We start from the raw sequence: 14,315 nt of genomic DNA, 5'->3' as shown, positions 1-14,315 counted from the left end.
TACTTACTGTTCTTTTGCCTCTTTCACTGGCCACACATCCGCATCCACCAGCTCAGGGCGTTTAAGAATGGCCGGATCAAATATCGGCTCTTTAATACCGTCGCGGCGCTGGCGCTCATAATCTTTTAGCACGGCGACAGCAATCGGCCCCATGATCAGAATGGCAAATAAGTTAGTGGTCGCCATTAACCCCATAGCCAAGTCGGCAAAGTCCCAGACCACACTTAGCTCCGCGACGGAACCTAACAGCACCATGGCGATAATAATCACCTTGAACACGCTGACCGCTTTCTTGGCGTGGCGGCGGAACAGGAATTCGATATTCACCGACGAGAACGAGAAGTTGGCCAAGATAGAGGTAAAGGCAAAAAACAGAATCGCCAGGGCGATAAATATTTCTCCAAAACCACCTAAGTGGTCGACTATGGCATCCTGGGTGAGCTGAATACCTTCGATGCTGTCGCCCGGCGACTCCGACATCAGCCGCTCATAAACCCCGGAAAGCAGAATCACCACCGCCGTACAGCTACAGATCACGATGGTATCGACGAACACCCCAAATGACTGCACTAAACCCTGGGCCGCAGGGTGCTTGACCGTCGCTTGGGCAGCCGCATTAGGCGTTGAGCCCATGCCGGCTTCATTGGAAAACAGGCCGCGCTTGACGCCATTCTCCATCGCCGCTTTGATCGCGTAGCCCGCAGCACCACCCACCGCAGGGCCGAGGCCAAAGGCACTCATTACAATCAGCGAAAGCATATCGGGCACAGCTGGCAGATTGGTCAACAGGATCCATAGCGCGACTAGCAGATACGCAATCGCCATTGCCGGAACAATCTTCTCAGCGGTGCGCGCCACCGATTTGAGACCGCCATAAATAACCGAGCCTGCCAATATGGCAATCACCACCCCGGTGAGCCAATTGGGTATGCCAAAGGCGCCATTCATACCTTGCGCGATGGTATTAGATTGGGCGGCGTTAAACGCTAAACCGTAAGCAATGATCAGAAACACAGCGAACAGCGCACCTAACCAGCGCCACCCCAGGCAGCGTTCGATGTAATAGGCTGGCCCGCCACGAAATACGCCATCCTCATTGCGATGTTTATAGACCTGGGCCAGGGTTGATTCGATAAACGCAGTGGCAAAGCCCACCAGTGCTGTCACCCACATCCAGAAAATAGCCCCCGGACCGCCAATCCAGAGCGCCAGAGCGACCCCGGCTAGGTTACCGGTGCCAACCCGCGCCGCCATGGAGGTGGCAAACGCCTGGAAGCCGCTAATGCCATCCCCGGCGCCGCGTGCGCTGAATGTCACATACGCCATATGCCTGAACAGACGGAACTGCATACCTCGCGTCATAATGGTAAACAGCAAGCCAGCGCCTAGCAGTAGATAGACAAGAATATAGCTCCAGATAAAGTTACTGACCGGCATCATGATGGCGTAGATACCATCGCGCAGGGGGGCTATGAGTAGCTCAAGGGTCTCCATGGGCATGCTCTCCAATTGGGTTCTTGTTTACACGTGAGTATTTGCCCTGCCCCGACGTGCTAAGTTGGCTCCCTAAGGGGTAGAACCATGGCAATTAGTCTAGACAGTTTTTGAATTAGCCCCCAAGCATAGTGCATAAAAAAGCGGCCCAAAGGCCGCTAGAAAAATACAACAATGTAGAGTGACCACCCGTTAATTACAGCTCGCGTTTGCCGTCAACTAACCGCGATACTTTAAGCGGGTTGCCCTCTTTAAGGGCATCCGGCAGCAAGCCTTCTGGCAAGGACTGGTAACATACCGGCCGTAGGAAGCGGTGAATGGCCGCCGAACCCACAGAGGTCGTGCGCGAATCGGATGTGGCCGGGAACGGCCCGCCGTGCACCATGGCGTGACAAACTTCAACACCTGTGGGCCAGCCGTTGGCGAGGATACGCCCAGCTTTACGCTCTAGGGTGGGCAATAAGGCTTTGGCGGCATCAATATCAGCGTCGTCCATATGCAATGTAGCGGTAAGCTGACCCTCAAGCTGTTCAGCAACACGCTTTACTTCCGCCGCATCTTCGCACTCAATAATCAACGAGCTGGCACCGAACACTTCCGCTTGCAGCGCTTCAGATGCGAGGAAATCGCTAGCCGACGCCGCAAACAGGCCTGTCTGGCACTGATAGTCGCTGCCAGTCTGGCCACGGGCGATTTCGCGCACCTTACCGGCGCTGCTCAGGCTGGCCACACCCTCTTGATACGCCCGGTGGATACCCGGCGTTAGCATTGTCTGCGCGCCGCTGGCTTTCACGGCACCTCGCGCTGCTTCAATGAAGGCATCCAGCTCAGGGCCTTTTTCCGCAATGACCAAGCCAGGGTTGGTGCAGAACTGGCCTGCGCCCATATTGAGAGAACCCACAAAGGCTTCACCCAGCGCTTTACCACGTGCTTTAAGGGCTGCCGGTAGCAAGAAGACGGGGTTAATGCTGCTCATCTCAGCGTAAACCGGGATCGGCTGAGGCCGCGCTTGGGCAGTTTTCATCAGCGCCGTACCGCCGCTGCGCGAGCCGGTGAAACCAACGGCTTGAATGCGGGGGTCATCGACCAGCGCCTGGCCAATTTCATTACCGGCACCAAATAGCAGCGAGAAAACGCCTTCAGGCAAGTTGCAAGCCTTCACGGCTTTTTGAATCGCTTGCCCTACCAGCTCAGAAGTGCCTGGATGCGCTGAGTGGCCTTTAACCACGACAGGGCAGCCAGCCGCTAGGGCCGACGCGGTATCCCCCCCCGCAACCGAAAATGCTAACGGGAAATTGCTGGCGCCGAATACAGCGACAGGCCCCAAAGCGATATGGCGCTGACGTAGGTCAGCACGCGGCAGCGGTTGGCGATCGGGCATCGCCGGATCAATACGCACATCTAACCACTCACCGGCACGTACAACGGAAGCGAATAACCGCAGTTGCCCGCAGGTTCTGCCTCGTTCGCCTTCAATGCGCGCCTGGGGCAGGCCCGTTTCAGCCATGGCGCGCTCAATCAGCTCATTACCAATCGCTTCTATTTCACTGGCGATAGTTTCTAAAAACGTAGCGCGCTCTTCGAGAGATGTTTCGCGATAGCTGGCATAGGCCGTTTCCGCTAGCTCGCAGGCTTGCTCAACATGGGCTCGACTGCCGCCAATATAGACAGGCTCTAGTTTTTCGCCGGTGGCGGGGTTAACCGCTTGAATATTGGCTTGGGTGCCGGTCACTGCTTGTTGACCGATCAGCATTTCGCCTCGAATCGTCATATGTTGCTCCTTATATGGGTCAGTGATGTCACTGGTCACGATACTGGGCGTACGTGTTGCGCGCCCGGTTAAGGTGCTGGTACATGGTTTCGCGGGCAGCTTGAGCATCACGAGAAAGAATTGCTTCGAGAATGTAGGCGTGCTCTTCCTGAACTCGCTCTAAATAGCGCTCGGAGGAGATAGGATTAATATCAATGCTTAGTAGCTTCGCGCGGGGAATCACACTCTGACTCCACTGCTTGTAAAAAGATTGGAAAAAAGGATTTTTGGTCGCTGTGGCAATCGCAAAATGGAACAGGTAATCCTCTTCACGGGCTTGGGTTTTGGCAGTATATGCTTTGCTAAAGGCTATATGCTGCGCCTCAAGCCGCTGGCGATCCTCATCGTCATGGCGTAGGGCCGCCAGTTCGGCTGCCGCTGGCTCTAAGGTTAGCCGCAGTTCCAGTAGGTGCAAGATATCTTCCACGGTGGTCGGGTTGATACGCTCGGCGGGCCGCGCCTCTACCGTAGAAGAGCGCAGCACAGAGGTGCCTACGCCACGCCGGGTCTCCACAAGCCCCAGTGATTTAAGATGTGTGATGGCCTCCCGTATGACAGTGCGGCTAACGCCGAAGGAGTCACAAAGACTGTTCTCGGTGGGCAGCTTTTCTCCCACCCCTACTTTTCCCTGAGTGATCAACGCTTCCAACTGGTCGGCCACATGCACGGACAAGCTTCCCTGCTGTGTCACTTTACTTATTTGAAGCGGTTTTAGGGTAGATGCCGTTGCGCTGGTTTTGACCATGGAAGCAATCCTTCATGAATATCCAAGTTGTATTATATCGTACAACCTTGGTTTTGGAAGTGCCACTAAACGGCTTCTGAATGACCCCAGACAGCCTGTTTTCTCTTTTTAATGTCATCACGAAGTAATGACGAATATTTTTTCATGCCAGATACAACACATCATACAAGAAAAAAGTAGGCCTTATCCTCTCTTGCCCATGGCGCAATCGGTGCATGCTTTTTGTTGCAGCATTGTATGATGTAATACAACATATGGTTAATAGAGGGAGCAAAAAGACGATAAGACTTAACGTAACCCTCATACCGGCGAGATTACACAAGGTTCTTTACTTGCATATCGCCACCTTGGGCGGATAACCCGCGGCCCTTAATAGAGTAATCATCAAGGAGTATCACCATGCTGTATGACCACCGCACCTATACCTGCACACCTGGCACGTTGAAGAAACAGATGGCGCTCTACGAAGAGCATGGCTGGGCCATCCAAAAACGCCACCTTGGCGATCCTCTGCTATACGGGCCGGTCGAAACCGGCAATGTGAACTCCTATGTACATATCTGGGTGTTCAAAGATGCCGCTGACCGTAGCCAGCGGCGCGCCGCCATGCAGAGCGACCCAGAGTGGGCCGCCTACCTCAAGAAAAGCGGTGAGGCAGGTTATCTAATCAGCCAGGAAAACAAGATTGTTGTCCCCGCCCCCTTCTTTAAAGACTGATCTCTTTCTTAACGGTTCTCTTCATGAACGAGCTTTAGCTGAACGCAGTGCTGTGACGGTAGTACGTGTTGAAATCCGTTCTGGGTCAGTCACAAGCTCGATCACGGCAGGGCGACCCGAGGCCATAGCCCGCTCCAGAGCGGGCTTGAAACCGGCCGTATCACTAACACGTTCGAAATGCGCGCCCAGCCCTGCTGCCAATTGGCCAAAGTCAGGATTCACCAGGTCAGTTCCCGAGACACGGTTGGGGTGCTCACGCTCCTGGTGCATGCGAATCGTGCCGTAAGTACCGTTGTTGAATAGCAGCACGATGGGCCGCCCGCCATGCTGTACGGCGGTAGCGATTTCAACACCGCTCATCATAAAGCCGCCATCGCCGACAAACGCCAGTACACACTTATCGGGCTCGCGTAAAGAAGCTGCCACAGCGGCAGGTACCGAATACCCCATCGCGCCGCAGGTTGAACCAATAATCCGACCAGGACGCTGGTAGGCCAAAAAGCGCTGCGCCCATCCGGTATGGTTTCCGGCGTCCAGAGTGACAATACACTCCTTCGGCAAGCTGTCGCGCAACGCATGCATTGCCGCGCCCATATCGAGCGGGTAATCGTGTGACGGAGGCAAAATATCGGCAAGATACTCATCTCGCAACGTTTTGCACCACTCACTCCAGCGGCTGCGCTGCCCCCAGTCGTGAGCGGCTAACGCTGCAGCCAGCTTATCAGGGGCCGAAACAACGCCCAGCGCCGGGCTAAACACACGGCCTATCTCATCCGGGTCAATATGCACGTGTATCAGCGTTTGGCTGGGAGTAGGAGACGCCAGCGTAGTATATGTTCGGGTAGTCATCTCGCCGAGCCGGGCTCCGACGACCAACAGCAGGTCCGCCTCAGCAAGGCGCTTAATCAGTGACGGCACCACGGCGGTACCGAAATCACCGACATAGCAGTCTGAGGCATTGTCCACTATATCCTGACGGCGAAAAGAGCAGGCCACTGGAATACCGTTAGTTTCAGCGAAGCTGCGTATCTGCACACAGGACTCGTCCGTCCAGCCCGACCCGCCGACCAACATCATTGGACGCTCGGCACGCGCCACCAGAGCAGCGATCTTCTCGATCTCCTCCACGGCAACGCCCGGTCTTGACGGAGAGTAGGGTTCAGCGTCTTCGACTTCAACGATATCGGTCAGCATATCCTCAGGTAGCGCCAGCACCACCGGGCCTGGGCGGCCTGACGTCGCTACCCGGAAGGCGCGCGCCATGTATTCGGGTATTCGGCTCGCATCCTCTATCTGCGCAACCCACTTGGCGACACCGCCGAACATCACCCGGTAATCAATTTCCTGAAACGCCTCTCGATCCATAGAGTGACGGTCGACCTGGCCGACCAAAAGAATCATGGGTGTCGAGTCCTGCTGCGCAATATGCACACCGATAGCGGCATGGCAGGCCCCAGGGCCGCGTGTCACCAGGCAAATCCCGGGGCGCCCCGTCAGCTTGCCATAAGCCTCGGCCATATTCGCCGCTCCAGCCTCGTGCCGCGCATTGTAGAGGGTGAAATGTTCACGCTGATCATAAAGCGCATCAAGCACTTCCAGGTAGCTTTCCCCCGGCACACAGTAGCCACTATCAGCACCGTGTATAAGAAGCTGGTCAACCAGTACTTTTCCGCCGGTACGCGGCAAGGGGCGAGTTTTTGTTGTCATGTCAGCATCCTAATAACAGAGAAGCGCGCCCCCAGTCGTTCATGACGATCAGTACGGGGGCGCATAGCGAGTAACAGTAGCTAATCCAGTTGCACTCTAGCTAGGGAATGGCATCAAGCTTCGGCTTCTTGCGCAGAATTAGAAAAGCGAAAACGACGGTTAGCGCCAGGAAAGCCAGACTGTCCATACTGGTCAAAAAGACGATCGGGTTACCGTCATTGAACGACAAGGAGCGTCGCAAATACTGTTCCAGATCCGGCCCTAGAATAAAGCCCAGCAGCATAGCCACTACCGAGTAGTTATGCTTACGCAGGAAGAAGGCCAGTACGCCAAACATCAGCGCCAGGAACATCTGAAAAATTGAGTAAGTGGCCACGTAGCTGCCAACGAGCGCCACCACGGCAATTGAGCTGTAGAGCAGGCCGCGAGAGATTGAGACGATGCGAATAAAGTACGGCCCAAACAGAAACAGCGTTAGCGGTATGAGGATCAAAGCACTCACAAATAACGAGGCAAACATGGGTGCAATCAGGTCAGCCTGCTGCTCTATAAGACGAGGCCCCGGCTGTAAGCCATTGATAACCAAAACGCCTAGTACAATAGCGGTAGTTGGATCGCCCGGAATCCCGAACATCAGCATCGGCACAAAGGCACCGCCGCACATGGAGTTGTTCGCAGACTCCGCCGCGGCAATACCTTCTCGACTGCCGTTGCCATACTCCTCGGGCTTCTTCGAACCGCGTTTGGCATCAGCATAAGCCACAAAAGCGGCCATCGAGCCACCCGCGCCGGGTAAAATGCCAATCGCATAGCCAATGAAGGCGCTCTTAATATAGGTAAAGAAGCCCACTTCACAGATTTCAGACCAGGGGGGAATAAAATCGCGCCGACGAATTTTTAAGCCTTTCGCCCGCTTCAGAGTACCCTCTAAAGAGAGGTTCCAGTTCTGCGCCTGTACCAGTAGCTCACTGACCGCAAAGGCACCGATGACCACCGGCATTAAACCAATACCTTCGACCAGCAGTTCAGTGCCAAACTCGAAGCGTGGAATCGGCTGGAGTACATCAATGCCTACTGTCGCCAGCATGATGCCCAGCGTCGTAGCGACAATGCCCTTAGCGATAGCGCCCTTATCGACAATGATGATCACCACCAACGCAAAAAGCACCAGTGAGAACTTCCCTGGGGTGCGGATCAATAGCGCCAGCTCACCGGCAATGGGCATGAACGCCATGAGCAGTAACGCGCCGATTGACCCACCGATCATCGAGCCCAGCGCCGCGTGCCCCAGCGCATTGGCGCCCTGCCCTTTTAACATCAAGGCGTTGCCTTCCACAGCGGTCATCATTGAAGAGGGCGCGCCGGGAATATTGATGGTCGTGGCCGTTATGCTGCCGGAGTACATCCCCGCCATAAAGATCGAGGCACACATGACCAGCGCTGGAACAACGTCAATCGTGTAAGTAATCGGCAATAGCAGGGCTATTGCCAGTACAGAGGTAAGGCCTGGCATCGCACCGAAAAAGGTACCAATCAAGAAGCCGGCAATCATGAAACCCAGCACTTCCCAACTCAACAGCGCTTCAAAACCGCCCAAAAAGCTAACAAAGATCTCCATCAGAACCCTCCCAGCACAGGAGGCAGCCGCACCCCAAAAATACCCGCAAATAATCCATAAAAGAGCGCTGTGACGGCGATCACGTAAAATATAAAGAAGGCAGGACGCTGTTTTTCAAAGTCAAAAATAACAAAGAGGGCTACCAGAAACCCCAGCGTAGCGGGCACGTATCCCAAAGGACGAAACAAAGCGATGTAGATGCCTGTTGCCACCACAATCTGCAATGGCCTTAACAGAGAGCCACCAGCGGCTGCCTCTGCTTCTTTTCGCCACTCTCCTACGATTACAACTATCAGCGCTGCATACATGATGAACGCCATCAGGATAGGCATGAAACGCGGCCCCACAATGGTGTCGCCACCAAACTGAGAGCGTATGCTCAAGGCTTCCGCCAGGTAGATCGTGGTCAATATCAGCAAGAAGGCAGGAAACAGTACTGACGACCTTCTAAAGCGTTCGACGTTGTTCATCGACTCAAAATCCTCTGCTTTAGCTAGCCGTGGCACCGATAACCGGCGCCACGCTCGGTGAGTGGCGAATTACTTGGACATCACGCCTGCTTCTACCAGCGCATCCATTTCGCTGAACAGTGATTCGGCCGTTTCATCAGTCCAAGTAGTCACCTCATCGGTACCCAGCCAGTTCGGCGTTACCCCGACGTTAGCCACCCACTCTTGAAATTCATCGCTGTCGTACGCCGTTTTGTAAGCACTTTCCAGTGCGTTAATGGCTTCTTCCGGGGTGTCTGCGGGTGCGGCGAACACAATAAAGCTGCCAATCTGGAGATCGATCCCCTCGTCAGCGGTGGTAGGCACATCGGGATACGTCGGGTTCTGCGTATCGGAGAACTCAACGAGACCGCGAACGGTGCCATCTTCCAGGAGATTGGAAAAATCCCCCAGGCTGGTGAGGGCCACATCGACTTCGTCGGACAGAATGGCCTCTTTCTGGGGAGCAGCTCCGCCAGGATAGGAGACGATGCGGAACTCCGTATCGGTCAACTCTTGAAGCTGTAGGATCGCTAGATGGATACGCCCGCCCAGGTTCTGAATGGCAACACGAATCTCACCAGGATTTGCCTTAGCCGCTTCAATAAGGTCATGAACCGTTTGATAGTCCGAATCGGCGTCAACAACGATAGCGTCGGGCTCGCTGGTCACTCGCGCAATCAGTTTCAATTTATCAATATCGTAACTGGGCAGCATGGCTTGCCAAGGCACGGTGACCAGGCTGTCGTAGGTCAACGCACCAATCGTATAGCCATCTGGACGGGCGCTCATTAGCTGGCCAATGCCAGTGGCACTCACGCCACCCTCGATGTTTTCTGCGTACATGGAAACATCAAGATTTTCTTCAGCGATGGTGGTCAGTTTACGGACGATACCATCGGTACCTCCACCAGCCCCCCAAGGCACAATCACGCGAATATCGCGCTCAGGGTAGTCAGCTAGCGCCACGCCAGATAGTGAGGATAAAGCGACGGCAGCGGTCAGGGTTAGCAGGGCTTTGTTGTTTTTGTACATTGTGTACTCCTTGGTTAAAAACCTATCAGCAGACTTTTCTCACGATCAAGTCATACATCATACAACCTGAAACTTAGTGTGTTCTTGCTCGCTCTACAATAGAAAGATATAAAAGCTAGACCAAAGTCGAGCGCCTGCCCAGCTGTCCACATCTCTCTATCGGTAATACGTCTGGCTTAATCCATCGTGATCGAGAAAGCGCTTTAACGAACGAGTGCAGGACGCTTCGGATCAAACTCCCATCCAGGAATCAAAAACTGCATCGCCATGGCATCATTTCGCTGTGTGGTATCCAACGACTTATAAAGACTATGCGCCTCCATAAGCTTCTCTTCATCCAGCTCAACGCCTAACCCTGGCGTGGTGGGCACCTTGAGTTTGCCATTGCGAATGAGCAGAGGGTCTTTAGTGATCCGCTGCCCGTCCTGCCAAATCCAGTGGGTATCAATCGCGGTAATCTCACCCGGGCAAGCCGCCGCAACGTGGGTCATCATGGCGAGCGAAATATCAAAGTGGTTATTACTATGAGAGCCCCAGGTCATGCCCCACTCGTTGCAAAGCTCACCCACTTTGACAGCACCTTGCATCGTCCAGAAATGACAATCTGCCAAAGGTATATCAACGGAATTTAGCTGAACGGCGTACTGCAGCTGTTTAAAATCTGTCGCAATCATATTAGTAGCGGTGGGCAGACCGGTACGCTTCTTGAACTCAGCCATTGTTTCACGACCGGAATAGCTCTCTTCTTGGCCACAGGGATCTTCGGCGTAGCTGAGTAGGTGTTTGATAGGCTCTAGCACTCGCACCGCTTCATCGAGCTTCCAGGCACCGTTGGGATCAAGCGTCAATCGAGCGTCGGGGAAGGCGTCATGGAGCGCTCGAATGCAATCGGCTTCGTCTTCGCCACGTAATACACCACCTTTTAATTTAAAGTCTTTAAACCCATAACGCTCATAGGCGGCTTTGGCTAAATTAGCCACTGCCTCGGGTGTTAGCGCTTCTTGATAGCGTATTTCGTCCCACCTATCTTGAGGGTTATGCGCGTTAGGGTATGGCAGGTCTGTCTTGCCTGGGTCACCCAGTAAAAACAGATAGCCCAATGCCTCGACTTCGTCACGCTGACGACCGTACTGACCCAGCAGGTCGGCGACGGGTAGCTGTAGCGCCTGCCCATAGAGGTCTAACAGCGCGGACTCAATTCCCGTGATGACGTGTACCGCTACGCGCAAATCAAACGTCTGACGGCCCCTCTCTTCGCGTCCGTTCTGGGCTAAACGCAGGCGAACCTGATTGAGGGTGTGCTTGATGTTATTGATTTGCGAGCCTTCTACCAACTCACGGCACTGCTCCAGCCCGTTAAGAATGCCGCCACTGGAAGGGATCTCACCCACGCCTTGATTACCTGCGTAATCCTCAAGGATGACCACACAGCGGATAAACCAGGGGGCGTGACCACCACTGAGATTTAATAAGAAACCGTCGTAACCAGCGACAGGTACCACTTTCATTGATTTAATTTTTGGAAACATATCTCGTAAACCTCTACTTATTATTGACCCAAGTTGAAACTTTATTCAGGTGATCAAGTCACTGGCGCAGGATTAAACAGCACCAAATCGTTATGAATACCTAGCCGATCAGCGGCGGCCTGTTGGCGGCCGCTGGCCACCTCAAGAATGAGATGGAAAAGCTCCCAGCCCACCTCTTCAATGCTGGCATCTCCAGTGGCAATCCGCCCCGCATCAAGATCGATGATGTCGTGCCACCGTTTTCCCAACGCTGAGTTGGTGGAAACTTTCAACACCGGCACCATGGCCAAGCCATAGGGTGTACCCCGACCTGTGGTGAATACCTGCAGATTCATGCCCGCAGCTAACTGGAGCGTGCCACAGATGAAATCACTGGCCGGGGTGGCGGCGAAGGTCAATCCCTTACGGCGTAGCCTTTCACCGGGGCCGATGACATCGACAATCGGCGAGTTGCCAGACTTGATCACCGAGCCCAGCGCCTTCTCAACGATATTGGAAAGACCACCTTTCTTGTTGCCCGGGGAGGTGTTGGCGCTACGGTCTGCCTGGCCTTGAGCCAGGTAGTTGTCGTACCACGCCATCTGCTCAATCAGTGCCCTACCCACCTCTTCGTCAATAGCGCGCGGGGTTAACAGATGGATGGCATCGCGCACCTCGGTAACTTCAGAGAACATCACGCTGCCGCCTGCCCGTACAATCAGGTCGGTTGCAAAGCCCACCGCAGGGTTAGCCGTCACCCCCGAAAAGGCATCGCTGCCGCCACACTGCATGCCGACGACGAGCTCGGACGCCGGGCAGGTTTCACGCTGGCGTCGATTGAGTCGCTCAAGGTGTCGTTCGGCCATGGACAGGATACCCTCGACCATCTCGCCGAAGCCCTGAAAAGAGTCATCCTGAAGGCTCAGCACGTTGGCGTCAGGGTCGGCAGCCTCGGTGTTTTCATAAATTCTCACCGGTCGATCGGACAGTAGTGTCGAGGGTTGCAGCTTCTCGCAGCCCAAACCGATGATCATTACCTCGTTACCAAAATTGGGATTCAGGGCGATATTTTTAAGCGTCCGAATGGGCACAATAGCCGCAGGCGCATTAATGGCGACGCCACAACCATATGAGTGATTAAGCCCCACCACATCATCCACGTTGGGAAATCGCGGCAGCAGCTCGCGTTTAATCCGCTGCACGACGAAGTCGACGGTACCGGCGACACACTGCACACTGGTGGTGATACCCAGTACATTTTTGGTGCCCACACTGCCGTCAGAGTTACGAAAGCCCTCGAAGGTATATCCTTCAAGCGGCTCGGTTTTCGGTGCTGGCCGGGTCGCCAGCGGTAGATCCGCAAGTGGCGGTGGTGTTGGCATGTGCAAGTTGGTCTCGCTGACGTGGCCGCCTCGGGGAATAGGCGTAGCTGCCGTACCGATCACTTCACCGTAGCGAATGATGCGCTCACCCTCCGCCAGCTCCGTTAGGGCCACCTTATGCCCCTGTGGAATAGCCATTGTGGTGGTGATCCCCCCCTCAATGGCGGCACCCTCAGCGAGACCGCCCTGCTCAACCACGATGGCGACGTTATCGTTGGGGTGTATGCGAATTACGCTCGTATTAGTCGTTGTCTGTGTCATGACCCTTTCCTGAGGCTGTGTGTGTACTGCCCGTTACCTGGGTCAGCTCCATTTTTTCCCTGACGCGGGACTTGAAGCCCATGACGACCGCGAACATTAGCGAGGCAACAATCAACCCCCATAGCACCATGGCAATGGGGCTTTTGGTGAAAAAGATCGAGAAAGTACCGAACGACTCCAGGCTCTTGACGAAGTAGACCTCGGCTTGGCTCCCCAAGATAAAGCCAATAATTAGCGGGGCCACTTCCAAACCAATTTTCTGCACCAGGTAGCCTAAAACGCCGAAAATCAGCAGCGTCCAGACATCAAACATAATGCCGTAGTTGATGGCATAGGCACCGACCACACACATCATCACAATGATGGGGAAGAGAATATGCTTGGGCACCATGACCACTTTGGCGATGTACTTAATGGCATAGAACATTAAGAAAAACATCACGATATTGGCGAACACCAGGGCCGTCATCATGACGTACCAGGTGTCGGTATTCTCGGGAATAAATAGCGGCCCGACCTGAATGCCCTGCAGCGTGAACGCACCAATCAGCACAGCGGTGGTTGAATCACCGGGGATGCCCAATGAGAGAAGTGGAATCAGCGCACCACCGGTCAACGCATTATTGGCGGACTCCGAGGCGATAAGCCCTTGAGGCGCCCCTTTGCCCATTTGCGATGAATCACGGGTTAAGTTTTTCTCTTGGGTATAAGCCAATACGGAGGCGGCGCTGCCACCGACCCCAGGCAACATGCCAACGAAGGTGCCGATAAAAGACGAACGCACCAGGTTCGTTAGGCGTCCGTTAAAGATCGAAAGCGAAAAGCCTGCTCCCTTGCTGAGTTTGATGCGCTGGTTGGCCAAATCACTCTTCGCCCCCTTTTCCGCCTCAAGCAGAATCGTGGAGATACCAAACACCCCGATCAGCACCGGCAGCAGGGAAAACCCTTCAAATAAGTAGGGTTCCATGAAATCAAACATCAGCCGGGTTTTGCCATTGCCACCATCAGAGATGCTGTAGTCACCGATCAGGCTCAGCCAGATACCGATAACGCCGCTAAAGATGCCAATCAGCATGCTGCTGGAGAGCGAAGCAATGACACTCAGCGCTAACAAAATGATCAAAAACTTCTCTACATAGGAGAACTTGATCGAAAAATCGGCCAGCAGAGGCGCAAACAAGAAGAGTATAGCGGCGCTAATAAGGCCACCGATCACTGAAGCGATGACGCATATTTTTAGTGCTTTTTCACCCTCCCCCTTTTGAGCCATCGGGTAGCCATCAAAGGTGGTGGTAATGGAAGAGGGTGTACCGGGAATATTGAGCAGTACTGCCGGAACCATCCCGCCAGATATACCGCCCACATAGAGGCCAAGCAGCAGCGCTAAGCCATGGTGTAAACCAAGGGCGTAAGTCAGCGGCAGGCAAACAGCCACTGCCATAGTAGCGGTCATGCCAGGGATAGCACCGAAGATGATGCCGACCAGAGCACCGAACCCGGCGAGTAAAAAGAAGGTTATATCGAGAAGTGAGAGGAATTCCATGGTGGCA

Annotated in this window: 11 protein-coding genes; 1 reads left to right on the top strand and 10 read right to left on the bottom strand. The window is 54.3% G+C overall.

Annotated elements, in window-relative coordinates:
* Nucleotides 1-3 precede the first annotated feature (3 nt).
* From ACFIOZ_RS05040 to ACFIOZ_RS05030, 3 genes are all read right to left on the bottom strand, one after another.
* On the bottom strand, nucleotides 4-1,494 hold the full coding sequence (locus ACFIOZ_RS05040) for an alanine/glycine:cation symporter family protein (RefSeq protein WP_386082604.1): 1,491 nt from the start codon (nucleotides 1,492-1,494) through the stop codon (nucleotides 4-6).
* Between the two features lie 196 nt (nucleotides 1,495-1,690).
* Nucleotides 1,691-3,265 (bottom strand): aldehyde dehydrogenase (NADP(+)), encoded by a 1,575-nt coding sequence (locus ACFIOZ_RS05035; protein WP_386082603.1) that lies wholly within the window; start codon nucleotides 3,263-3,265, stop codon nucleotides 1,691-1,693.
* 28 nt (nucleotides 3,266-3,293) lie between these two features.
* Nucleotides 3,294-4,049: a FadR/GntR family transcriptional regulator gene (locus ACFIOZ_RS05030; protein WP_386082602.1), complete on the bottom strand. Its 756-nt coding sequence runs from the start codon at nucleotides 4,047-4,049 to the stop codon at nucleotides 3,294-3,296.
* Nucleotides 4,050-4,448: 399 nt separating this feature from the next.
* Between ACFIOZ_RS05030 and ACFIOZ_RS05025 the strand changes: the two genes are divergently transcribed.
* On the top strand, nucleotides 4,449-4,766 hold the full coding sequence (locus ACFIOZ_RS05025) for an NIPSNAP family protein (RefSeq protein WP_386082601.1): 318 nt from the start codon (nucleotides 4,449-4,451) through the stop codon (nucleotides 4,764-4,766).
* 21 nt (nucleotides 4,767-4,787) lie between these two features.
* Here the strand turns inward: ACFIOZ_RS05025 and ACFIOZ_RS05020 are convergent, their stop codons facing one another.
* The 7 genes from ACFIOZ_RS05020 to ACFIOZ_RS04990 all read right to left on the bottom strand — a co-directional run bounded on the left by ACFIOZ_RS05020 (nucleotide 4,788) and on the right by ACFIOZ_RS04990 (nucleotide 14,308).
* Nucleotides 4,788-6,473 (bottom strand): thiamine pyrophosphate-binding protein, encoded by a 1,686-nt coding sequence (locus tag ACFIOZ_RS05020; protein WP_386082600.1) that lies wholly within the window; start codon nucleotides 6,471-6,473, stop codon nucleotides 4,788-4,790.
* A 100-nt stretch (nucleotides 6,474-6,573) separates the two neighbouring features.
* Entirely contained in the window at nucleotides 6,574-8,091 is a 1,518-nt protein-coding gene (locus ACFIOZ_RS05015) for a tripartite tricarboxylate transporter permease (protein WP_386082599.1), read from the bottom strand.
* A complete protein-coding gene (locus ACFIOZ_RS05010; protein ID WP_386082598.1) occupies nucleotides 8,091-8,561 on the bottom strand; it encodes a tripartite tricarboxylate transporter TctB family protein in 471 nt (156 codons plus the stop codon). Before ACFIOZ_RS05010 ends, ACFIOZ_RS05015 begins: the two co-directional genes overlap by 1 nt.
* 69 nt (nucleotides 8,562-8,630) lie before the next feature.
* Nucleotides 8,631-9,614: a Bug family tripartite tricarboxylate transporter substrate binding protein gene (locus ACFIOZ_RS05005; protein WP_386082597.1), complete on the bottom strand. Its 984-nt coding sequence runs from the start codon at nucleotides 9,612-9,614 to the stop codon at nucleotides 8,631-8,633.
* 203 nt (nucleotides 9,615-9,817) lie between these two features.
* Nucleotides 9,818-11,143 carry an enolase C-terminal domain-like protein gene (locus tag ACFIOZ_RS05000; RefSeq protein WP_386082596.1) on the bottom strand — a complete coding sequence of 442 codons (1,326 nt, stop codon included), beginning with the start codon at nucleotides 11,141-11,143 and terminating at the stop codon, nucleotides 9,818-9,820.
* A 53-nt stretch (nucleotides 11,144-11,196) separates the two neighbouring features.
* Nucleotides 11,197-12,765, bottom strand: a complete 1,569-nt coding sequence (garD, locus tag ACFIOZ_RS04995; RefSeq protein ID WP_386082595.1) for a galactarate dehydratase — start codon at nucleotides 12,763-12,765, stop codon at nucleotides 11,197-11,199.
* Nucleotides 12,746-14,308 carry a tripartite tricarboxylate transporter permease gene (locus ACFIOZ_RS04990; RefSeq protein WP_386082594.1) on the bottom strand — a complete coding sequence of 521 codons (1,563 nt, stop codon included), beginning with the start codon at nucleotides 14,306-14,308 and terminating at the stop codon, nucleotides 12,746-12,748. The genes garD and ACFIOZ_RS04990 overlap by 20 nt, the downstream gene beginning before the upstream one ends.
* Nucleotides 14,309-14,315 lie beyond the last annotated feature (7 nt).

This window comes from Vreelandella sp. F11 (assembly GCF_042466685.1).
Taxonomy (GTDB): Bacteria; Pseudomonadota; Gammaproteobacteria; order Pseudomonadales; family Halomonadaceae; genus Vreelandella.
This window is presented reverse-complemented; position numbering and strand designations above follow the sequence as displayed.